General features: G+C 62.2%; 23 protein-coding genes. 5 read left to right on the forward strand and 18 right to left on the reverse strand.

The window, feature by feature from the left end:
* Positions 1 to 330: hypothetical protein (locus MMB74_RS14095; RefSeq protein ID WP_277429266.1), on the reverse strand; the 330-nt coding region annotated here is incomplete at its 3' end.
* Positions 331 to 536: 206 nt separating this feature from the next.
* Between MMB74_RS14095 and MMB74_RS14100 the strand changes: the two genes are divergently transcribed.
* A complete protein-coding gene (locus MMB74_RS14100; protein WP_277429267.1) occupies positions 537 to 761 on the forward strand; it encodes a SymE family type I addiction module toxin in 225 nt (74 codons plus the stop codon).
* Between the two features lie 57 nt (positions 762 to 818).
* Here the strand turns inward: MMB74_RS14100 and MMB74_RS14105 are convergent, their stop codons facing one another.
* From MMB74_RS14105 to MMB74_RS14115, 3 genes are read right to left on the reverse strand one after another with little or no spacing between them, the layout of a single operon-like run.
* Positions 819 to 1,151 carry a DUF6572 domain-containing protein gene (locus tag MMB74_RS14105; protein ID WP_277429268.1) on the reverse strand — a complete coding sequence of 111 codons (333 nt, stop codon included), beginning with the start codon at positions 1,149 to 1,151 and terminating at the stop codon, positions 819 to 821.
* A 6-nt stretch (positions 1,152 to 1,157) separates the two neighbouring features.
* Complete coding sequence (locus MMB74_RS14110; protein ID WP_277429269.1) at positions 1,158 to 3,650, reverse strand: DUF637 domain-containing protein; 2,493 nt, start codon at positions 3,648 to 3,650, stop codon at positions 1,158 to 1,160.
* A gap of 60 nt (positions 3,651 to 3,710) precedes the next feature.
* Complete coding sequence (locus MMB74_RS14115) at positions 3,711 to 4,007, reverse strand: hypothetical protein (RefSeq protein WP_277429270.1); 297 nt, start codon at positions 4,005 to 4,007, stop codon at positions 3,711 to 3,713.
* 155 nt (positions 4,008 to 4,162) lie between these two features.
* Between MMB74_RS14115 and MMB74_RS14120 the strand changes: the two genes are divergently transcribed.
* Positions 4,163 to 4,840 (forward strand): alpha/beta hydrolase, encoded by a 678-nt coding sequence (locus MMB74_RS14120; RefSeq protein WP_277429271.1) that lies wholly within the window; start codon positions 4,163 to 4,165, stop codon positions 4,838 to 4,840.
* Positions 4,841 to 4,880: 40 nt separating this feature from the next.
* Here the strand turns inward: MMB74_RS14120 and MMB74_RS14125 are convergent, their stop codons facing one another.
* The 11 genes from MMB74_RS14125 to MMB74_RS14175 all read right to left on the reverse strand — a co-directional run bounded on the left by MMB74_RS14125 (position 4,881) and on the right by MMB74_RS14175 (position 14,231).
* Positions 4,881 to 6,296, reverse strand: coding sequence for a carotenoid oxygenase family protein (locus MMB74_RS14125; protein ID WP_277429272.1), 1,416 nt, complete (start codon positions 6,294 to 6,296; stop codon positions 4,881 to 4,883).
* 59 nt (positions 6,297 to 6,355) lie between these two features.
* Positions 6,356 to 7,819, reverse strand: coding sequence for a hypothetical protein (locus MMB74_RS14130; RefSeq protein ID WP_277429273.1), 1,464 nt, complete (start codon positions 7,817 to 7,819; stop codon positions 6,356 to 6,358).
* A 34-nt stretch (positions 7,820 to 7,853) separates the two neighbouring features.
* Positions 7,854 to 8,225: a DUF3291 domain-containing protein gene (locus MMB74_RS14135; protein WP_277429274.1), complete on the reverse strand. Its 372-nt coding sequence runs from the start codon at positions 8,223 to 8,225 to the stop codon at positions 7,854 to 7,856.
* A gap of 38 nt (positions 8,226 to 8,263) precedes the next feature.
* Positions 8,264 to 9,181 carry a hypothetical protein gene (locus tag MMB74_RS14140; RefSeq protein ID WP_277429275.1) on the reverse strand — a complete coding sequence of 306 codons (918 nt, stop codon included), beginning with the start codon at positions 9,179 to 9,181 and terminating at the stop codon, positions 8,264 to 8,266.
* A gap of 43 nt (positions 9,182 to 9,224) precedes the next feature.
* Positions 9,225 to 9,941, reverse strand: a complete 717-nt coding sequence (fabG, locus tag MMB74_RS14145; RefSeq protein ID WP_277429276.1) for a 3-oxoacyl-ACP reductase FabG — start codon at positions 9,939 to 9,941, stop codon at positions 9,225 to 9,227.
* An 18-nt stretch (positions 9,942 to 9,959) separates the two neighbouring features.
* Positions 9,960 to 10,409: a hydroxymyristoyl-ACP dehydratase gene (locus MMB74_RS14150; RefSeq protein WP_277429277.1), complete on the reverse strand. Its 450-nt coding sequence runs from the start codon at positions 10,407 to 10,409 to the stop codon at positions 9,960 to 9,962.
* A complete protein-coding gene (locus MMB74_RS14155) occupies positions 10,393 to 11,196 on the reverse strand; it encodes a beta-ketoacyl synthase chain length factor (RefSeq protein WP_277429278.1) in 804 nt (267 codons plus the stop codon). The genes MMB74_RS14150 and MMB74_RS14155 overlap by 17 nt, the downstream gene beginning before the upstream one ends.
* Positions 11,193 to 12,380: a beta-ketoacyl-ACP synthase gene (locus MMB74_RS14160; RefSeq protein WP_277429504.1), complete on the reverse strand. Its 1,188-nt coding sequence runs from the start codon at positions 12,378 to 12,380 to the stop codon at positions 11,193 to 11,195. Before MMB74_RS14160 ends, MMB74_RS14155 begins: the two co-directional genes overlap by 4 nt.
* Before the next feature lie 45 nt (positions 12,381 to 12,425).
* Positions 12,426 to 12,770 carry a hypothetical protein gene (locus MMB74_RS14165; protein ID WP_277429279.1) on the reverse strand — a complete coding sequence of 115 codons (345 nt, stop codon included), beginning with the start codon at positions 12,768 to 12,770 and terminating at the stop codon, positions 12,426 to 12,428.
* Positions 12,771 to 12,781: 11 nt separating this feature from the next.
* Positions 12,782 to 13,048 carry a phosphopantetheine-binding protein gene (locus MMB74_RS14170; RefSeq protein ID WP_277429280.1) on the reverse strand — a complete coding sequence of 89 codons (267 nt, stop codon included), beginning with the start codon at positions 13,046 to 13,048 and terminating at the stop codon, positions 12,782 to 12,784.
* A 709-nt stretch (positions 13,049 to 13,757) separates the two neighbouring features.
* On the reverse strand, positions 13,758 to 14,231 hold the full coding sequence (locus MMB74_RS14175; protein ID WP_277429281.1) for a VOC family protein: 474 nt from the start codon (positions 14,229 to 14,231) through the stop codon (positions 13,758 to 13,760).
* Positions 14,232 to 14,606: 375 nt separating this feature from the next.
* Between MMB74_RS14175 and MMB74_RS14180 the strand changes: the two genes are divergently transcribed.
* The gene (locus tag MMB74_RS14180; RefSeq protein WP_277429282.1) at positions 14,607 to 16,004 is read left to right on the forward strand and encodes an MFS transporter; all 1,398 of its coding nucleotides are present in this window, start codon (positions 14,607 to 14,609) and stop codon (positions 16,002 to 16,004) included.
* 104 nt (positions 16,005 to 16,108) lie between these two features.
* Positions 16,109 to 16,357: a hypothetical protein gene (locus tag MMB74_RS14185; protein WP_277429283.1), complete on the forward strand. Its 249-nt coding sequence runs from the start codon at positions 16,109 to 16,111 to the stop codon at positions 16,355 to 16,357.
* 28 nt (positions 16,358 to 16,385) lie between these two features.
* Here the strand turns inward: MMB74_RS14185 and pcaD are convergent, their stop codons facing one another.
* Positions 16,386 to 17,177, reverse strand: coding sequence for a 3-oxoadipate enol-lactonase (gene pcaD, locus MMB74_RS14190; protein WP_277429284.1), 792 nt, complete (start codon positions 17,175 to 17,177; stop codon positions 16,386 to 16,388).
* Between the two features lie 155 nt (positions 17,178 to 17,332).
* Between pcaD and folE the strand changes: the two genes are divergently transcribed.
* The gene (folE, locus tag MMB74_RS14195) at positions 17,333 to 18,022 is read left to right on the forward strand and encodes a GTP cyclohydrolase I FolE (RefSeq protein WP_277429285.1); all 690 of its coding nucleotides are present in this window, start codon (positions 17,333 to 17,335) and stop codon (positions 18,020 to 18,022) included.
* 131 nt (positions 18,023 to 18,153) lie between these two features.
* Here folE and MMB74_RS14200 read toward each other — a convergent pair whose 3' ends face one another.
* Together MMB74_RS14200 and MMB74_RS14205 are read right to left on the reverse strand one after the other, a co-directional pair.
* Positions 18,154 to 18,888, reverse strand: a complete 735-nt coding sequence (locus MMB74_RS14200) for a phosphatase PAP2 family protein (RefSeq protein WP_277429286.1) — start codon at positions 18,886 to 18,888, stop codon at positions 18,154 to 18,156.
* A 225-nt stretch (positions 18,889 to 19,113) separates the two neighbouring features.
* Positions 19,114 to 20,115 (reverse strand): DMT family transporter, encoded by a 1,002-nt coding sequence (locus MMB74_RS14205; RefSeq protein WP_277429287.1) that lies wholly within the window; start codon positions 20,113 to 20,115, stop codon positions 19,114 to 19,116.
* Positions 20,116 to 20,164: the final 49 nt, after the last annotated feature.

Raw genomic sequence — 20,164 nt, forward strand, 5'->3', positions numbered from 1 at the left:
ACATGGATTTGCATCCACTGTTCCTTCTGGAGCATCGCCAGCCTTCGCGCAAAAAAGGCTGACTGTACTGAAAGGTGGCTCAGATTTACTTTGCGCGAAGTGGCTCAGTATTACTTTGCGCGCAACAGCCCGACCAGACCCCGACCGATCATCGCTTGACCCCGACCGCGTGCCGTCGTCTGCAAGGGCAGTCGGGTCGAGCAGCCCGCACAGATGGGCCCGGCCATCGTCCTCGCCGCTGTACAGCAACTCGTACTCGAACACGCCGTTACGGCCGCGATGTGCGATCACATACTCGAGCTCGACCAAACGAGAGAGATGGATTTTCAACTGCGTATCGCCCCAGCCATTACCCAGCGTCCTAGGCCGATCGGCTAATGGTTAGGACTACTGATTTTAAATACAATCAAAGACTTAACGTCACAGCTAGCAGGAGAACGGCTACCCCCTTCCATCGCCGTAAACGCAGCGCGGGCCGCATGGGCGCCAACCCATACGACCCGCTGACCACCATCAACTCGGATCAGGAGTCGATCATGGCTGACGCCAATCTTAACGCACGTCCCGCTCACCCCGAGCGGCATGTCACCATTCAGCAGTCGTGGCGCTACCGCCAATGGAAACCTGGCTACCGCCCCGACCCGCCGCTTTTCCCCTGGTTCAAGGTCTCTGGCCGTTGGCTCGAGCACGCCGGATTCATGCCTCACCAGCGACTCAAGATCGAAGTCCAACATGAGCGGCTCGTGATCACGCCCGCCTAAATGGCCACATAGGCAGCGAACCCAGCCAGCGCTAGGCTCGCTGCTTCCGTACCATGCTCAATTCGGACGCAAGAGGCTAAATCGAAGCTTGAATCCAGCCGTCTCAATCGCAGTTCCTGCTCTTTCGAAGAACGCCTGAGCCGTCTCACTCAACGGGAATTTACCCACAACATTGATTACTATCTGCCGCCCGCTCGCTTCAGGAAACCTCTTCACAAGCTCGCCACTCTCGATGAAGCCAAGGTATGCATTCAATTTCTCCTGTAGAAGAAGGAGGTGCTGTCCCTCTCCTTCGCTCCAAGGCAGATGATCGCTCACCGTAAGCAATAGATCGCCAGAGTCACGATCAACGTTCACGATATCGACCGTACCAGTTTGCTCGATAGTCATAACGCTTTAAGGCCCTCGGATAATTTGGACAGTCGTCGGTGGAATTGTGGTTCCACCTGGAAACCCTGGCTTCCCAGCTCCAACCACCGTACCTCCACTCTGAGCTATCTCCGGAAACGCTAACTTTTGGTTTGTCGTTAGCGGTGCCGTCGAAGATGCTTTGCATTCGACGCAGCTAACGTCGCCCGTAAGCGGATCCAATGTCAGGAAGTCAAGCCGCGTCCGGACGCCACTCTCCGTCTCGATCGTGACCTGCTGTCCGATCGTATAACCACTCTGACTCAGTTGCGCCTCGACAGCCTGCTCGAAGGCAGCCCCAGCCGCCTTATTGGCCGCCAACTGATCAGCGGCAGAAAGCCCGCCTCCACCGCCAGCAGAATCTGCCCCTGACGCCCCGGCTCCAGTACCACTGTCATTGCCGTTGCTCGACAGTATCGCATTGCCCGGAGAAAGTCCCGGCACTACGACGCCCGGGGCGATAGGTACAGGTCCCTCAGGCGTCATCGCATAAGCCGGCGGCGTCACGACAGCACCTCCCGTCGCCGGCGGATTGCCCCCATTGCTCGCGCTTACCAGCGGATTCGGATCCGACGGCGGCGTCTGCCCGCTGTTCGCATTCATCAACCCGATGAACTGGTTACCCATGTTCACCGCGCCACGCCCCGCGCTGGCAAGTTGGTCGGCGGCATCATTCCCCAACGAGCTCAGGAACGCTCCGGCCTTCGACAACCATCCACCGTTTTCCGCGCTGTTTTTCACGTCCGCGGGCGCACCGGAATTGTTCAGCGCCTCGTTCTGCGCAGCCGTCGCCCCTCCCTGCGCATTCGCGCCGGCCAGACCAGCCAGGCCTCCACCCAGCAACGTCGCAAATCCCGCCAATGCGGCCTGCTGCCCCGGATCAAGTACGGTGCCCGTAGGATCGATCGCCTTAATGAAGTCCGGCGAGAACGCAGCGCTAGCCGCCCCGCCAATTGCCCCACCCGCACACCCTGTTCCCAACGCCGCCGAACTCGCGCAGCCCAAGAGAGCATGAAGTCCAATGCTCTCAAACGAGCCCCCCCGCACGTTCGCACCAATCGCACCCGCTCCGATCGCCGCGATATCCATGATCGCATTCGCTTCAAATGCCGAAGCGAAGCTGCCTCCCCCGAGTGCCGTCTGGATCCCCGCGGTCACCGCGCTATGCTCGCCAACTTGAACCGCAGCCGCGCCGATGTTCTGCAGCGTCGCCCCCACGTTCGCGCCAATCAGGTTCGAACCCATGCCACTGAAGTTGGGCGCCGGAACCACTTCCGCCGTCGCGTACGCTACCGCCCCCGCCTCCAACACGTCGCCGAGCCGAATCCCTCGATCGCTACCGGCCTCGCTCACCGCCGTGGTCATCATCATCAACGCCCACAGCGGAACACCCATCATCTGCATCGCGGTCGATACCACCATCATCGCGAGCTGATTCGAAGAGAAGCTTCCCCCTTCCTTCACAAAGTCGGTATGCAGATGGTCGCTAACCGTGGTCTGCGTGAAGTCGCTACCCAAACGCTGTTGCAGCGTCGCCAGGACCAGCTTCGTCCCGGCCTCGTTCACCGTCCCATCCGCACCGAGCTGCTGCAGCGCCCCGCCAATCTGCTGCAACGCCTGCACGTTCAAGCTCATGTTTGCGGCACTCATGAACCCGCCGGGCTGTACCTGGGTGCCGGTCGTCTCCTCGTATCCTGCTTCCTTGATGTAGTGCCAGATCTGCCCCACGTCCACTTGATTCGCTTCGTTGGTCAGCGTGCCGGTGTTCACCGTCAGCGATCCATCCGAAGTGATCGAGCCCGTGTTCAGCACGCTACCGCCGGTGTCCTTACTGCCGAAATTCAGCTTGATGCTGTCGCTCGCGACAATGTTCCCGTCCGCCGACAAAGCAGACGTATTCGCCGGCAAGTACACCTGCGGCATCAATGCCGTCACCGTCGGACACGTCGCCGTACCGGTCGCCGTGCACCCTGGCTCCGGCACCGTCTGCTCCACGTACCACAGCATCGGCTGCGTCAGCTCGCCGATTTGCTGCTGCGTCAGCGCTTGACCCAATTGAATGTCGTTCGCCTTTGCATATTCCGTCGCATTGGCGTATAGCACTAGCTTCTCTTGGTCGGTTACAGAGAGCTGAAGCTGGCTGTCGGTCGACAACCCGCTGACGAACGTCGCCTGCCCCGTCTGCTTTAGCGCCGCAGTCTGCAACGCCGCGTCTTCCGCCTGCGGGTTGTAGTAGAACAGCGACGTGCTCGGTTGAAGGTTCGACGGCAGATTCGAAAGCAGCAATTGCGGCGTCACAGGGTCAAGCGTCGTCCCCGTGCCGTCCAAGACATAGTCGATGCCCGAGCCAGGACTCGCCTGCGCACCTTGGGTCGTCTTCATCTGCGTCAGGGAATAGCCCCCCAACGTCGCCGGGATCGACAGATTCAAACCGCCCGATGCCGGCGCCAAACTGATCACCTGCGGCGGGTTGCCCACCATCGGCGTGTATGTGTTCGACTTCGTGATGCCGTTCGCTAGGATCGTCCCTGTAAGCGATACCTATCGACCGATGACGTTGCCAACGTTGACGATCTGTCCACCGGAGGCGACCGTCAAATTCGGCGCTCGGATGGCCGAGGCAATGTTGCCGACCGGCGTCGGCGGATCGATCTCGCCGCCGACGTTCGCGTAGGCGCTTCCGTAAAGTGCCGTGCACTCGGCCGCACTGCCGCAACCGGCCCAGGCTCTACTGGATTCGGAGAATTTAAACTGCAGCCCGAGCGTGGCTAATACGGCAGAATAAAATGCGAAGGACGTGCTGAAGTCGTTCACGCCGATGCAAACGTGAGAGATCATTGTGCGTGCTCCCAAGAGGGAACATCGCCCAGGACGAGGACGATCGCATCTGGGCTGCGGGCTTGCAATTGCGTGAACGGCAGGTATCCGCGGATGTTCGCGTAGTCAGGAGTTCGACCTGGTCCAACCGTTCTCAGGCGCAACAGGCCATTTTCATGAATACACTGTTTGACCCGTCTCCCGAACTCACGAACTCGCGCATACTGCTGGTGGCGCTACCGGGCGCGAATGACCGTGCCGAATCGTTCTTCTCGCAAGGTCTGGTGCAGGCACTACGAGCGCGCCACCTGCCGATAGACGTGATCGGAATCGATGCCGATTTCACTGCATACGCGGACCGGACATTGATCCCGGCGGTCGAGCGCGAAATCGCTCGCGTCACGCGCGCACGGGACATCGAGCGGCTCTGGTTCGTCGGCACGTCGCTCGGCGGTATGGGTGCGTTGATCTGCTGCGATGCCTATTCGGCAAGTATCGAAGGGACGATACTGATCGCCCCTTATCTTGGCAGCCGGCGCGTGCTTGCACGCGTCCAAAAGGCGGGCGGATTGAGCCAATGGCGGCCCGGCAGCGACGAACCGGACGAGTTGGAATGGCGCTCTCTCGATTGGGTGCGGCGGCACGTTTCCGTGACGCCGCATGCGCCGCGCATCTACCTCGGGTATGGACGCGACGATCCATTCTCCCTAAGCAGCGAATTGCTCGAGCCTTTGCTGCCTGCCGGCCGGACGGTCGTCGTCGATGGGGGCCACGACTGGGCAACGTGGTCGGCACTATGGGAACGCATTCTCGAATGTGCGCCGTTCGACGCCGATATCCGCGGCACGGCCTAATCTGCCTGCAAGGCACGCCCCAACACGCCCGTGCGGAAGATCACGGGCACGATGGTCCATCCGTCGGCGATAGCGCATCGTGCGCCACCCACGCACCGTGCGCGCCGTAAGGTACCCGCTGGGGCAATTCGACCGAAGCGACGGGCGCTTGCGCGAAATGCTGCGCATCCAGTATGACGAGCCGGCTTCGGTCGATGCGCGCGTCATAGACATAACTCAGCACCCAGCCTTCGTCCTCGGCAGACGCATGGCTCGCCGGCACAAACACGGGTTCCGACGAAGCCGCGTGCGCACCAAAGTCGTGGCGCGTCACAGTGCCGGTGCCGAAGTCGTACTTGAACAGCCCACCGAATGCTTGCCAACCGTACTCCATCCGCACTTGCGCCGAGTAACCATATCGATGTGGCCGGCCGATGCGTCTTTCGTCGATACGGGGCAGCTCGCCGGGTACATCGGCAATGCACGCCTCGCTCACCCGTCCCGTCGAGAGACTCAACCGCCATTCGTGCATCGACAAGGAGGGGCTGTCGGGCAGCGGCAGACCCGTCAAGTAGCATGCGTCACCGAGGACCGCGCGCAAGACGACCTCGTCGTGCTCCAGGTCGTCGAACGCGTTCAGTACATGCGGGATATAACAGACGTCGATATCGAACCAACGCACGGGCACGCCGCGTCGCTGCAAGTCGAGCAGGCCAATACGTGAACCGTATTCGGGCGCCCAGCGAAATGGCATGCCTCCGCCCGGGCGTGGCGGGCGCTCGAACAACAAAGGCTGATCGATGAATACGGCAAAGCGTTGCGTGATGGCGAAATCGTGCATCACAGTGGCGCCCGCTACGTCGATCGACTCCCTGCGAGTGATTCGCCCTGCTGAATCGGCCGCGAAATAGGTGACATTGGGCCGGCGCGGCCAATAGTTGAAGAAGTGCAAATCGCCCGTTTCCGGGTCGCGCTTCGGGTGGGCTGTCATGCTGGCTGCGAGACCCCCGTTGAAGTCGAAGCGGCCGAGCGTCTCGAGCGCCGCATCTAGCGCGTAGGGCATCCCGGTTTCGCACATGGCCAGCAGGCGCCCGGCATGCGGCGTGAGCCCGACGTTGGCCGGATTCGTTGCGCTCCAGCAGCGATCGGGCGGCCCGCCCGGTGCTGAGCGGCCCGTCGCCGATGCGAGCGTGTCCGTCACAACCCAACGATTGCGGTACCAACACGCCCGCCCGCCTTGCAGACGCACGCCGTGGATCATGCCGTCCTCGAGAAACGGATGAGGGCACTTTGCGGCGCGAACGGGATGGGAATTGAATGAGTTACGTACGTAAAGCCCATCGAGCTCCGGCGGAATCGCACCGAGAATCGGGAGGTCGATCGCCTCCGTCTCCCGGTCCAGCGGAACGAAGACGCCGTTGGCCGGATAGCCGACGATCTCGGCGATGGCACGATTTGACGAACCGTCAGGACGCATGGGCAAGTCCTCGCGATGCGCGGCAGCGTTTCTCGGATTCGTGCGCCATTCGTACGTTGCTACGCGCAGGTCCCGGATAACGCGACGTGTCTGATGAGCTTGCCACTTTGCCCTCGATGAAGCGCGGCGGACGGGCGGACGACGACTTGCGGCTCGGACAAGCCTAGCGCAGCAAGCGCATCCGCGATCCGTTTGGCCACCGCATCGCAGTCTACGGGGCCGCCAGGAAGAAACTCGACTATGACGCCTTCACGCGTCTGGGTGATCCGATAATCGAGCACACCCGCTTCCGAGAAGAGCACCGAAGTGAAGACTTTCGGATGGACGGCAATGGAACGACTGCGTTCGTTCTCGTACACAAATGTTTCCTCCCTCCGCCCTTGCAGGTCCGCGACGCGACGATGCGCCGACCCGCAGGGACACGGCCCCTGGAGCAGCGTTGGCTGATCGGAAATTTCATATCGAATCAGCGGCGTGCCCTTGTTGAACAAATTCGTGACATAAATCTTGTCCGCCGTTTGTCCCGGCTGGACCGGCACACCCCGCGCGTCGACGAGTTCCACGATCAACGTATCGTCGCTCAAATGCAGCCACGGCCCGGCCCCGCATGACATTCCCAGCCCGCTCGTTTCGGTGGTCGCCCACCAGTTCTGGAGCGAGATGCCGGGGAACGCCCTGAGCAGCAATTCACGCATGTTCGGCAGCAGCGGTTCGGCTATCGATATCAACAGCCCCGGCTTAATATTCAAGCGCCCCTGTTCGGCCTCGCGCGCGAGCAGCCCCAGCATCGACGCGTACCCCTGCAGCACCAGCGGCTGCGCGCGATTGAGTCCCTGCACGATGTCTTCCATCGGCGAAGTTACCGGAAACTGCAGAAACTGGAATTCAGGTGTCCTGAACGTTTCGGCCAGGGCGTAAGTCATATGTGTCGATTGGGAGGCTGCAATATGAGCGATGACGTAACCGCCCTGGCCAGCGCCCGGCTTCATGCCGGCCGCTGCCGCGTAAGCGAGCGCATAACGCTGCACGTTCACGTAGCACTCGATCCAGCCGTCCCAATCGTAGACAAAGACACCCCGATGTCCCGAGCTCCCGCTCGTGGCGACGACGCGGTAGTCGTCCAACAGATAGCGGCTACCCTCGTTCAGGGTACTCAGGTGGTCATTGGCAAGCGCCAGCGAAAGACGTCGATCCGTGACGATCTCGTCGAAGTTCGACATGAGATCGTGCTTGGTCATCGTCGGTAGACCCGGCAGATCGTCGTCCGTGACAGCCTGCGGATCGACGTGTGCGAGCCGACGCGCGTGCCACGGGGAATGACGCTTGGCATGCGCGATCAGCGCGCGTAGCCGCGCGTTGCGCTCACGTTTCAACGCATCGGCCGGCCAACGCAGGCGCTCGAGCGCCGGTGCCACGGCGGCTCTGGCCTGCGCTGCGTGACGCACCCGCAGTGTCTCGAAACGATGCGCCCCGTCGGCTTCGCTCACGGTCTCACCGACAACGTTTGCTTCGCTGTTTGCCATGTCATCTTCTCGCACGTGAAAAACGATTAAACGTTCACCTGATCCGCAGCTCGCGCCAGAACCGACTGTGCGGCACGGGGAGCCGGCGTGCCAATCCCGGCGCCAACGGCGGAAAGTGGCGCCCTTGCTCACACAAGCGCCAATGGGCCTCACTCCACGGGGGCAGTTGTCCGGTGGCATCATCCCAATGCACAACCGAGCTCTCGTCGCACCATCGCAGCAAACGCCTCATGATCGCGCGATGCACGCCTGCATGGACATACGCCATCATGCTGGCTTCGTCCCGCCAGGCTGTGCGCGTCCAATACGTGTCCCAACTGACGCTAAGCACCGACACGGCAAGGCTGCCGTGTGCGATGCGCGCCTGCCAGGCCGCGGCGAGCGTCGCCGCCACTACCGACGGCACATACCTCCATGAACGCACGTGCAGCCGCGTGGCCGATATTACCGGCACGGCGATGTCCCGGCTGGTGCGCCTCCCATGTCCCGTGCGCGCCGTGTCCCGGACGTTTCGCCATGCAGGCTGCTCGGCGTCTCACGTGCAGCATGTCCAGCCCGCCTCGCGGCGCGGTAGCGTTTCTTCATGTCCTGATAGACGTCGTAGAACGCGTCGACGCCGGGAATCTCGAGTTCGAGCATCTTCGCGATGCGGCCGACGATGTGTTCGCGATAGCGGCGCTCGACTTCGTTCATATCGAGGCATTTCATTTTGAGTAAGGTCAGGAACACAGGATGCTGAGTGACGCCGTCGCTCGCGGGCTGCAGCAGGAACCACGCCGTACGCATTGCAATAAGGCGATCGCGCTCCGGATCTTCGGACCGCTCGATCGCTTGTCTGCAGTAGTATTCGAAGCCGACCGAATGGCGCATCTCGTCGCGCGCGAGATGCTTCACGACCTCGACGAGCACAGGCTCTTCGACGGTCTTGGCGAACTGGTTGTACGCCGTGTTGGCGGCAATCTCCGAACAGATATTGGAGGTGAGCATCTCCACGCGCGAGTCGGTCATCGGCTCGATCTTCCTGCCGCGATGAATGAAGTCCTGCGCGATCGGGACGCCCAACTTGCCGAGCCAACGAATCAAGGCCAATGGATGCTTCGTTTCTTCGAAGAACCACACTGAAAGCCATTGCGTGAAATCGACGTCGTCGTAAAGCAGCTTCATGAACGCCTCGGTGGCCGAGAAGGTCGTCAACTCCGCATAGGCCGCAATCTTCACATCCTCGATCAGCTCGGGTGTCACCTTGCTTTCGTCGATTTCGTCCCAGGGCTGGTCACGGAAGATCCAGCGTGCCTTCTCCGATGCCTCGAGCAGGCGGTAATAGCCAAGCTGGTTGCTGAGATCAGCGATCTCGAAAGCCATCGTTACGCTCCATTGAAGAGAGTTCGTCATGGGCGATCGGCTCTCAGCCGAGTCCGCCGCCGATCGCGAGTATTTGCCCCGTCACATAAGCCGCCTCGTCCGAGACGAGATACGCCACGGCGCCTGCGATCTCGTCCGTTGTTGCCGCTCGCTTCATCGGCACGGTCGCGCCGATCACCGCCGGGTCGATCGTCTCGGCCATTCCTCCCGCAACGAAACCGGGGGCGATGACGTTGACTGTGATGCCGCGCGAGGCAAGCTCGAGCGCAAGTGCCTTGGCAGCGCCGTGCAACGCAGCCTTGGCCGCCGCATAGTTGACCTGACCGCGATTCCCCGTGACGCCGACTACGGACGACAGGTTGACGATCCTGCCCCAGCGCGAGCGGATCATCGGCATCAACAACGGCTGCGTCACATTGAAAAAACCGTGAGTCGATACATCGACGACGCGGCGCCATTGCTCGAACGTCATACCGGCGAGCGGGCCGTCGTCGTGGACACCCGCGTTGTTGACCACCACCTGGATCGCACCCGCCTCGAGCACGCGCGCAAGGGCGTCTGTCGATGCCTCGTGATCGGTGACATCGAATGCAATCGAGTCGGCCCGTCCGCCGCTGCGACGAATCTCGTCGGCCACCCGTTCGGCGCGCTCGGCATTCGTATTTCCATGCACAATCACGTGGAGGCCGCACTGCGCGAGCCGTCGGCAAATGGCGCCGCCGATCGCGCCGCTGCCGCCGGTTACGAGTGCGCGTCGCATCGGCTCGCTCGCCATCGATCACTCCGGTGTCGCAACGGTCATCGCACCTTGCGCCACGCAAATCGGGCCGCAAGTGACCGAAAACGTATAGCGCGCAGCGAATGGAGTGCCCATTGCCAATCGCGCGCGGATGTCCAGCGGCAACGTCAGCAGGTCATCGTCGTCAAGCGGCCGCGGACACGTGTCGATGGCGTGCAAGGTGGCGATGTAGGCGTGCCCGAAAGGGCGATCGGCCGTGCGTTCGCCGACGAGGCTCGCGTGTAGCGCGGCCGCCTGCGCCGCATACTCGATCGCATGCAGGCTGCTGAGACGGCCTGCCTCGCGCAATGGGTGATTCTGGCGCGTATGCGAGCGCGCCCAGCAGGCGATGCCCTGCGCGTCCCACGCCTCCACGGCGTCGAGCAGGCACATGGCACCCGCATGGGGAATGCGCCGATAGATCTGCTGCCCTTCAAGCCGGTTCGACATGGATGGCCGTACTCGTTCGCGCGCCGCCGGGCGCCGTTGCAAGATAGATCCGCTCATCGCGTCCACACGCCAGTTGGGCAAGCAGCGGCAACGCACGAGCGGCCGCGTTGCCGCTGCGCAGACGTTCGAGTGCCTCATTTCGCATGCGGGTGTCGTCATGCGTTGGGACGTGTTCGATATGCATCGCGAAACATCTCGGCGCGGTAGGGTCGGCGTGGATCGTCATTGCCATCGCAAAAGGCGCCGCGATAGGCAAGTGGCGGTCGAGCAAGTCCGGCGCCGGGTGCTCATAACAGACGTAAAGCACGGGGCGCCGCTCTGTCTGCACCAGGCAAACCGCTTCGAGCAAGCCGGCGACGAATGTCGTTTCGCCCGCACTGAGGCTAGTCGAGCCGCCGCACGCGTGTGCGCCAATGGACCAATAGCCCGCGCTCGTGTTGTGAACGATGTTGTGAAAGTGGAACGGCGAGACAGGCGCGCCCGGTCGCCCCAGTGCCCTGCAGACGAGGTCCGTGACATGCAGATCCCCCGCTGACGAAGCGAATACCGAAGGCAGCGCAGGGACCTCGAGTGAAGAGCGCTTCGCGAGTTGTTCGGTGACACACAACGCAAGACGAATCGCCGCCGTGGCGCGCCGCTTTTCGTTCGGTGCCAGCATCACGGGTTCAGCGGGGAAGAATTCATCTCCCGCATAACCCGCCTCGTCGCGCAATGTCGCGGCTGCCTCGCTCCAGTTCGGCAGCCCCGGAGCCAACACCTCTACCGCTTCAAGAAAAACCGTGTTCATTCCACGACCTCGAAAACGAGTGCGCAGTTGTTGCCGCCGAACCCGAACGAATTGCTGAGCACGCGACGAACCGGTTGCCGGATGTTCTCGAGCACAACTGGAGTGCGCAGCTCCGGATCGGCATCGATCGTATTCAATGTGGAGGGAATGAGGCCCTCATGCATGCTCAGGAACGACAGCACTGCCTCGGTGATGCCCGCTGCGCCCTGTGTGTGGCCGGTCCATCCTTTCGTCGAACTACATGCGCATGCGTTGCCGAACACCGCGGCAATTGCGGCATCTTCAGAGCGGTCATTCGAGGGCGTACCGCTGCCGTGCAGATTGACGTAGTCGATGTCCGAGGAACGTAAGCCGGCGCGGCGCAATGCCTGCTCGATAGCGGCGCGTGCGCCCACTCCCTCTGGATGGGGTGCCGTCATGTGATAGGCATCGCTGCTTTCGCCGAATCCCGACAAGGCAAGCACGTTGGCCTCTGGCGGCGTGCGCTCGAGCAAGGCAAAGCCGGCCGCCTCGCCGATATTGATGCCGTCGCGATCACGGCCCCACGGCTGGCAGGGCTGCTCTGACAGCAGGCCTAGCGAATGAAAACCGTAGATGAATCCTTCGTTGGCACAATCGATTCCTGCGACCACGGCGGCATCGCAGAGCCCTGCCGCAAGATGGCGGTACGCGGTGGCGAATACCTTTGCACTGGACGAGCAGGCCGTCGAAACGGTCGCACATGGACCCTCGATACCGAGCATGCGTGCGACACACTCGGTCGCCGAAAACAGATGCGCGGTGTGACGCAATCGGACGTCCGGACCGAGGTCACCCGCGTTGGGCGCATGCCGCACGTAGCACGACTCGAGATGGGCCAATCCCGAGGCGATCGTACCGACGAAACAACCGACTCGCCCGGCGCCATAGCGTTCGCGCGCAGCGGCAACGGAATCAGCGAAGCCATCGCGCGCGAGCGCTCGGCCGAGCATTCGATGCGCGCGGCAGTCATAAAGCGCCTCCTCCGACTGCAGAGGGCCGCCTACGGCCTCATCGTCGACGAGGCCGAGCCAGGTCTTGCGGCCGGTGCGCAATGCGACTTCGCGCAAGCCGCCGCACCGGTCTCGCAGCGCGGCCAGCGTCGCGTCGTTTCCGGCACCGAGCGCACTCGTGAGCGTATAAGCGCTCACATATATCCGTGGGATTGCAGTCGCTGCGTTCGTCATAGGGCGTTCGTCATGGGGCGTTCGTCATCGCGGGTTGACCTCCGCGCGAAACTTGCCGGTCGCAAAGCGCATTCCGGCATCATTCACGCAGTCAAACGAGAGCGCGTCCCCCGAGGCCGAGAGCACGATATCGAATGCTTGGCCGGGCGGCAGCACCTTGAGAAACTTCACGTGTTCGATGTGCGCAATGGACGCATCGGGATGCAGTCGCGAGAGCGCGCGACTCACGCAGTCGAGCAAAACAACAGCAGGCACGACCGGATAGCCAGGGAAATGACCGGGTATAGCTGGATGGTCAACCTTCACTGTGTCGCGAACCACGCATCGCTCGCCGGGCTTGAACGTCAACGCGGTGCATGTCGCCTTCATTGCGGCCTGAGTCAATCGACCGGGGCGGCGCGGTGCTGCATGACGTGGCGCGCAAGCGACCTTAGTGAGCTGAATATCTCTTGATTCTTCGGATCGCCGGGCTTGATGCTGACCTGATAAGTCGATGACAAGAGCATGCCGAGTTCGAGCCCGTCGATCGAATCAAGACCCAGCCCCTCGCCAAAAATCGGCGCCTCGGGATCGATGCTGTGTGGGTCGATGTCGAGGTCCAATCCCTCGGTGATGAGCTTGGCCAACTCGAACTCGATTTCCTCCATGACTTCATTCTCCCTCGAAGCGGTTTAAATCAGATCGCATGAGGACAGGTTAGTACATCCGGGAGCCCTACTGGCGCACGCCGTTTCGTAGATCGCGACTCCCTACTGGAACACGGCCGGATCGCTGCGAACGCTTACCAGGAAAGAATTGCGTGGCTCAGGCAGCGATTCGATGGTCAGAAGACCACTACGAAATCCAAACTGAACTATTCGCGATGGTTTATGCGAATTGGGTTGCACGCCGAGGCGGTGTCGTGGATGACGAGACCGGCGAGCTGCACGATGGGCGGCGTATCCAGCCGACGTTCTGAATGGAGCGGCGAAAACGGGTTCACGACATCGACGCTCACGTTCGGCGCATGCTAGCGGCAACCGCATCCATCGTACGAACGCTTCATATCTGTAAGCGCTCTAGCCAAGGACATCGGCCGAATCGAGTTGCCAACGAAAAGGGCCCATTTCAAAATTCTTTCGCCAGCGAAGGCAACATCAAACGAGCGAAGTTTCGGTGCTCCCGCAGCGTCTTCACGTTCGAATACCGTTGGCGCGATGCCGCCAATTCCGCTTAGATGGCCTGTTGTCAATAATCGGCGTAATGGCGCGCACGTCGACACGACGCGATACGCGCATGACGCCGGGGCGCACCTGCTTGCGTCGCGTCTGCAGCGGCGCGCCCGAGGCATCGTCCGTCAGTAGCGCGCCTGCGCCTTCAAGACTGAGGCGCCGGCATTTCGGCCATGGCCTTCTGCATTTCCTCCATGCTCGGTTCGCGCGTGCGCGTAGCGATGTGCCAGCGGTGACCGAACGGATCTTCGACGAGCGCCCAGCGGTCGCCCCAGAACATATCGGCGAGCGGCATCATGACCGTCGCCCCTGCGGAGACAGCGCGATCGAACGCCTTGTCGGCATCCTCGACATAGACGTACAGGCTGACGGGAGTGCCTTTGAGCGTCTTCGGCCCGGACGAGCCGCATTCCGGGCTTTCGTCGGTCAACATCAGCACCGAGTCGCCGATCTTGATCTGCGCGTGCGCGAGCTTGCCCGACGGCCCCGGCATGCGGAACAGTTCGATCGCGCCGAACGCCTTGGCGTAGAACTCGATCGCCTGCGCGGCATTGGCGCACACGATCTGCGGCGTAATCGTGTGCATGCCTTCGGGAATGGGTTTGACGGATGAGGTCATGGTGTGCGCTCCGTTGTCAGAGTTTTGTAAACGAATAACGAATGGACTAGGCGGGCCTCTTGGGCGGCATGGCGCAGCGTGCGCCGTCCCGCTCGCGTTCGCATTGCGGAAGGCTCCATCGACACAACGAACGAGCGATGACGATTTCGACATCGGCCGCTGTTTTTTTTGCTTTTCAGGCGAGCCGGGCCGCGCGCCTCCGTGAAAATCCTAACCCGCAGCCCTTGTTAAGTAGTTGACGACATGAGACAGTCGTGCGGCCGGGTATTCCCCAGCCGATTGCCGCATCGATGCTCACGCCTTCGGGCAAGTACGCGCAGCAAGGTCTTCGAAGGCTTTCGACGGCAAAACATAAAAGAATCGAAAGAGGCGCAGATGACCAATCAGCAATCCCTAGCAATCGCAGCGCGTTTCGACCGCTTGCCGCCCTCGCGCACCGTCTGGACCATGGTGATGCTCATTTCGCTTGGCGGCGTCTTCGAGTTCTACGATCTGTTCTTCACCGGCTACGTTGCGCCGGGCATGGTGCAATCGGGGCTGTTCAAGCCCGAATCGCTCGGTATCTTCGCGGCGCTCGCACCGATCTCCGTCGCTGGCTTCGGTACTTTCGTCTTTGCGACCTTCGCCGGCTTGTGGCTCGGCACGCTCGTTTTCGGCTTCGTTGCGGACCGCTTCGGGCGGCGCTTCGTCTTCACCTGGTCGCTGATTTGGTACGTCGTGTGCACGGCCATCATGGCCTTTCAGCATTCGGGCCAAGCCATCAACATCTGGCGGCTCATCGCGGGCATCGGGATCGGCGTCGAACTCGTGACCATCGATTCGTACATCTCGGAGCTCATTCCCAGCGCCGAGCGCGGCCGCGCCTACGCGATCAACCAGTTCATCACGTTCTGCGTCGTGCCGCTCGTCGCGTTCCTCGCGTTCATTCTCAAAGATACGCACCCGTTCGGGCTCGACTATTGGCGCGTCGTCATCTTGATCGGCACGCTCGGCGCCGCGTTCGTTTGGATCATCCGCCGCAATGTCCCTGAAAGCCCGCGCTGGCTCGCGCGCCACGGCCGCATGGACGAAGCCGAGCGCATCGTCGCCGACATCGAGCAACGCGTCGAAGCCGAGAAAGGCGTGAAGCTGCCGCCGCCCCTGCCGGTGGGCACCGAAACGGACGGCAGCGGCACCTTCAGCGAAATCTTCGGCCCGCTCTACCGCAAACGCACGATCTTGCTCTCGATCTTCAATATGGCGCAGGCCATCGGGTTCTACGGCTTCGCCGCGTGGGTGCCGACCTTGCTGATCAGTCGCGGCGTCCATGTGACGACGAGCCTGCAGTACGCCTTCATCATCGCCATCGCGAACCCCTTCGGACCGCTGCTCGGCACGTTGTTCGCCGATAAGATCGAGCGCAAGACGCAAATCTGCGGCGGCTTGCTGATCATGGGCATCGTGATCGCGCTGTTCTCCCAAGCGTCCGCGCCGGCGCTACTGATCGTGCTCGGGGTGCTCTTCACGCTCGCCTCGAACGTCATGTCCTATGCCTACCATGGCTACCAGGCCGAGCTGTTTCCGACGCGCGTGCGCGCCCGCGCGGTCGGCTTCGTCTACTCGTGGAGCCGCCTGGCCGTCGCCTTCGCGGGACTCGCGATCGGTGTGCTGCTGCACAATTACGGCGTGCCGGGCGTGGCCGTCTTCATCGGCGCGTCAATGGTCGTCGGCATCTGCATGATCTTGCTCGGGCCGTCCACGAAGGGCCGCTCGCTCGAATCGATCAGCCACTGAGTGCGGCGGCGTGGCGCACGCGACACGCGCCGCGTGCGCCAGGCGCGAGACTGGCGTACCCTGCTTTCATTGGCGCTGACGCCGATACATGAGGGGAGGCTCGAATGACGGCATCGGTTCGCACAGGCGCGCACATCGAAAGCATTCACTGGGTCGCCGAATATCTCGAAGCCACGCATGAAATCCGCGTGCTGCGCGAAGGGTTCGAAGTGGGCATGTACGACGCCCCGCCGAGCCTGTTCGGGGAAGAAGCCGACGCCGGTTCGAAGAGCGTCGCCGATCATCGCGCGCTCGAAGCCGCGCTGCGCGCCTATCTGCTGCGCTTCGTCGCGGAGCACGACGCCGAAGAATAGGCAGGCGGCGCCGCAGCCGGGGGGCGCTTCAAGACGGGCCGCTCAGGAACTCGAGCACGGTTCGAGTGAAGTCGCCGTCTCGCTCGATGTTCGACAAATGCTGCGCCTCGAACTGGACGAAGCGCGCGCCGGTAATGCCTTCGGCCAGCATTCGCGTGTGCTCGGGCGCGACAGACGGATCGGCGCGCCCGGTCAGAACGAGCGTAGGCGCTCGAATCGCGCCCACTTCCGCACGCAGATCCGCAGCGCCGATGGCCTCGCAATTGCTCGCATATCCTTCGTCATCCATATGAGCGAATGCATCGCGCGTCGCCGCCAGTACGAGCGGCTCGCGCGCCGCGAACGCGCTCGTGAACCAACGCGCGAGCGTCGCGTCGGCGAGCGAGCGCACGCCTTGCTCGCGCGCTTGGCGCGCCCGCGCCTGCCACACGTCGGGTGTGCCTAGCCGGGCCGCCGTGTGGGCCAGTACGACGCGCTCGAGCCGCTCGCCGTGCCGCGCAGCCAGCGCGATGCCGATCAACCCGCCCATCGACAGCCCGCAAAAGTGCGCGCGTTCGATCGTTAGCGCATCGAGCAATCCGAGCACGTCATCGGTCAATTGCTCGATCGTATAGGGACCGGGCGGCGCGTCGGAGCACCCCAGGCCGCGCGTGTCGAAGCGCAAGACGCGAAAGCGCGACGAGAACGCCGCAATCTGCGGCGACCACATCGTCACATCGGCGCCCAACGCGCTCGCAAGCACGAGCCACGGGGCATCGCTGCGCTCGGCGCCATCGATGCGGTAATGAAGGCGAAGGCCATCGACGTAGGCGAAAGACATGGCGGGGTTCCTCGACGTTCGGTACGTGGCAAAGGTGCTTCGTATTGTGCTACGGGCCGGCATTGCGTGCAGCGGCCGATACGCAATCCGCCGGAATCGTGGAACAATGCCCCATTTCGTAGCCGCGCGCAGGCGAAGCACACTAGGAGCGAACGATGACGGAAGGATCCCGGGCCAAGAAACTGGAAAAAGCCGAGCCAGCCCGCAAGCGCGGCAAACCAGCGCCTGCCGGTGCATCGACCGCCCCGCCGGCGCGCCCGACCCGCACCGAAGCGGAAGATGCGGTGCGCGTACTGCTGCGCTGGGCCGGCGACGATCCCACGCGCGAAGGCCTGCTCGATACGCCCGCACGTGTCGTGCGCGCCTACGAGGAATTTTTCGAGGGCTACTCGCACGATCCGCGGGAGATTCTCGCGCGCACCTTCGCCGAAGTCGACGGCTACGACGAAATGGTCGTGCTCAAGGACATTCGCTTTGAGAGCTACTGCGAACATCACATGGTGCCGATCATCGGGCGCGCTCATGTGGCCTATTTGCCCAACCACCGCGTGGTCGGCATCTCCAAGCTAGCGCGGCTCGTCGACGCGTTTGCGAAGCGGCTGCAGATTCAAGAAAAGATGACCGTGCAGATCGCCGACACCCTGAACGAGATCTTGCAGCCCAAGGGCGTTGGCGTGATCCTCGAAGCCGCGCATCAATGCATCACGACGCGCGGCATCCATAAGCCCGGGGTGCAGATGGTTACCTCGCGCATGCTCGGTTCGTTCCGCGACGATCCTTCGACGCGGCGCGAATTCTTGGCCATCGTCGGCAATTCCGGCGGGTTCAACGTTCCCAATACTTGATCGGCGCTCAGAACCGGTAGTCGAATCTCGCATACGCGGACTGCGCGGATGCATGCCCCACGTTCAAGAGCGCGTCCACGCCCGTTCAGTGTCGCAGTACCGGCCACCCTCTGCGGGAGGGACGAGTCGCGCTACTGCGCATAGTGGCCGATGTGGGTCAACCCGAATGCCAATAATCGCAATTCGTCGAATTGCGTGGCCAATTCGAAACTGAGCAAGAATGCCGCGCCATAAAAGAGTCCTGGACTGCGCTCGGCAAATGCTAGCACCGGCTTGCTCACGAGCGCGCGAATCGGCGGCACGTTGACGAGACAAGCGATGCCCACGCCGAGCGCCAGGCCCGCCAGCAGATCCGTCGGATAGTGCAGGCCGAGATAAAGGCGGGGCAGGCAGATCAGCACGACCACATGCAGTAGCGCGTAGATGCCGACAGGCCGCGACGCGAACAAGATGGCGGTGGCCACGGCTCCCCACAGCATGGCATGGTCACTCGGAAAGGAACTCCATGTTCGCGGCAGCAATACTTTTGGATTTGGCGGCGGGTAGAGCGCGTGCAACTGCGGCTCGAAGATCGGTCTCAAGCGAAACGGCAATTCATGCGCGAGCAAACGCCCGATTGCAAGTGCAATAAGGCCACTGACGATCGCGGCAATCACGAGTTCGTGTGCTTGGCGTCGTGCGGTTTCGCCCTGGGCACCGATCTGGCGCTCCGGGCGGAACCAGATCCACCAAAGCAACGTCACGAGCGGGAGCCCTCTAGTCAAATCGAACTCCGCCGCCGTCACGGCTGCGCGGATGAATAAAGGCGAGTGAATATCGATACGGCTCATGGCATGAATGAGCCATTCATCGAAAGAAGTCATCATTGCATTGTGCCCATTCGGTCGGGTTCTTGAAAATCCATCCCGGATCAGCAGAGAACGCTACCATGCGGATTTTTTTGCCCCCATCGAAGTTACATTTTTCAACACACGATTACTGCGCAGCCGATTTTGTTCGACGCACGCTTCGAGGTGTAAAAATTGGATGTCTAAACTGATCAAAGGCGGTTGTTTTTGCATCCGCATCTCGAATTCATACTGAGAGATTAGTTAGCACCCCGAACGAATATCGCGATCTACTTTCACGCAAGCGTCGGGAGCCTGCTGGCGGACAAGGCCGCGAAGCGGCTGGGAGCGCGCGAGTCGGCCGTTTCGATATTTTCCCTCCAACGCGATCAGCGCGACGCCCGCCAATACGCAGGCGAAGGCCCACCCATGCCTGACGTTCATATGCTCGTGCAGAAACACGGCGGAAAACCCCGCGGCGGAAATCGGAACCAAAGCGGCCAACGCGCTCGCTTGCGCACCCGCAATGCGAGAGGCGCCGGCAAACCAAAGGAAAAACCCGACGACGGTCGGCACGAGCGCGTAATATACGACCCCGAGCATCGCGCTAGGGTCGAAGGCGGCAGTCCATGGCCGTTCTAGCAGCGCAGGGACGAGCGCCAGCAAGAGGCCGATGCCGGTCATGAGCGTGGACATCTGCAACGGTGAAACGGGTGTCCGCAAGCGCTTGTTCAACAGGATAAATACCGCCTCGCACAACACGGCGCCCAACACGCAGAGATTTCCAAGCCACAAAGCAGGCGCCTTTGCGCCACCGGCAAGCGGTGGCCCATCGGAAACGCCAACCGTGCAAACCAGCACGCCGGCCGTCGCCAGCGTAATCGCCGCTATCGTCATCACCCCAGGGCGCTCGCGCAGAGCAACGACGGCAAAGAGCGCCGCTACCGCGGGCAAGGTCCCCGCGATGAGGCCGGCATCCGTCGCGGTCGCGAGCCGCATGCCGCTAAGCAGCAGCACCGTGTAGCCCACGCTGCCCGAGCCCGACTGCACGATCAGCAACGACGCTTCGCGCCAGCCGACACGCGGCCACCGTTCGCCGGTCAACGCCATCGCGAGTAGGAACACGGGTAGCGCAATCCCGAAACGCAGCGCCGTCGCCGTGAACGGCGGCAACCCATGGACGATGAGCTTGCTCACCACCACCGTGCTGCCCACGCCGACCATCGCCAGCGCGCAATAAAGATAACCTGTGAAACGCCGCCCCATCCGCATTGCATCGCCCCGTTCGTCGAAAGATGGTGCGAGATTAGGCGGG

The sequence above is a fragment of the Trinickia sp. Y13 genome (assembly GCF_029522115.1).
Lineage (GTDB): Bacteria > Pseudomonadota > Gammaproteobacteria > Burkholderiales > Burkholderiaceae > Trinickia.

Bases quoted from the DNA above. Each gene is read 5' to 3' on its own strand.
- MMB74_RS14100 (WP_277429267.1), top strand. From the start codon at position 537: ATGGCTGACGCCAATCTTAACGCACGTCCCGCTCACCCCGAGCGGCAT.
- MMB74_RS14105 (WP_277429268.1), bottom strand. From the start codon at position 1,151: ATGACTATCGAGCAAACTGGTACGGTCGATATCGTGAACGTTGATCGT.
- MMB74_RS14110 (WP_277429269.1), bottom strand. From the start codon at position 3,650: ATGGTGGGCAACCCGCCGCAGGTGATCAGTTTGGCGCCGGCATCGGGC.
- MMB74_RS14115 (WP_277429270.1), bottom strand. From the start codon at position 4,007: ATGATCTCTCACGTTTGCATCGGCGTGAACGACTTCAGCACGTCCTTC.
- MMB74_RS14120 (WP_277429271.1), top strand. From the start codon at position 4,163: ATGAATACACTGTTTGACCCGTCTCCCGAACTCACGAACTCGCGCATA.
- MMB74_RS14125 (WP_277429272.1), bottom strand. From the start codon at position 6,296: ATGCGTCCTGACGGTTCGTCAAATCGTGCCATCGCCGAGATCGTCGGC.
- MMB74_RS14130 (WP_277429273.1), bottom strand. From the start codon at position 7,819: ATGGCAAACAGCGAAGCAAACGTTGTCGGTGAGACCGTGAGCGAAGCC.
- MMB74_RS14140 (WP_277429275.1), bottom strand. From the start codon at position 9,181: ATGGCTTTCGAGATCGCTGATCTCAGCAACCAGCTTGGCTATTACCGC.
- fabG (WP_277429276.1), bottom strand. From the start codon at position 9,941: ATGCGACGCGCACTCGTAACCGGCGGCAGCGGCGCGATCGGCGGCGCC.
- MMB74_RS14150 (WP_277429277.1), bottom strand. From the start codon at position 10,409: ATGTCGAACCGGCTTGAAGGGCAGCAGATCTATCGGCGCATTCCCCAT.
- MMB74_RS14155 (WP_277429278.1), bottom strand. From the start codon at position 11,196: ATGAACACGGTTTTTCTTGAAGCGGTAGAGGTGTTGGCTCCGGGGCTG.
- MMB74_RS14165 (WP_277429279.1), bottom strand. From the start codon at position 12,770: ATGAAGGCGACATGCACCGCGTTGACGTTCAAGCCCGGCGAGCGATGC.
- MMB74_RS14170 (WP_277429280.1), bottom strand. From the start codon at position 13,048: ATGGAGGAAATCGAGTTCGAGTTGGCCAAGCTCATCACCGAGGGATTG.
- MMB74_RS14175 (WP_277429281.1), bottom strand. From the start codon at position 14,231: ATGACCTCATCCGTCAAACCCATTCCCGAAGGCATGCACACGATTACG.
- MMB74_RS14180 (WP_277429282.1), top strand. From the start codon at position 14,607: ATGACCAATCAGCAATCCCTAGCAATCGCAGCGCGTTTCGACCGCTTG.
- MMB74_RS14185 (WP_277429283.1), top strand. From the start codon at position 16,109: ATGACGGCATCGGTTCGCACAGGCGCGCACATCGAAAGCATTCACTGG.
- pcaD (WP_277429284.1), bottom strand. From the start codon at position 17,177: ATGTCTTTCGCCTACGTCGATGGCCTTCGCCTTCATTACCGCATCGAT.
- folE (WP_277429285.1), top strand. From the start codon at position 17,333: ATGACGGAAGGATCCCGGGCCAAGAAACTGGAAAAAGCCGAGCCAGCC.
- MMB74_RS14200 (WP_277429286.1), bottom strand. From the start codon at position 18,888: ATGATGACTTCTTTCGATGAATGGCTCATTCATGCCATGAGCCGTATC.
- MMB74_RS14205 (WP_277429287.1), bottom strand. From the start codon at position 20,115: ATGGGGCGGCGTTTCACAGGTTATCTTTATTGCGCGCTGGCGATGGTC.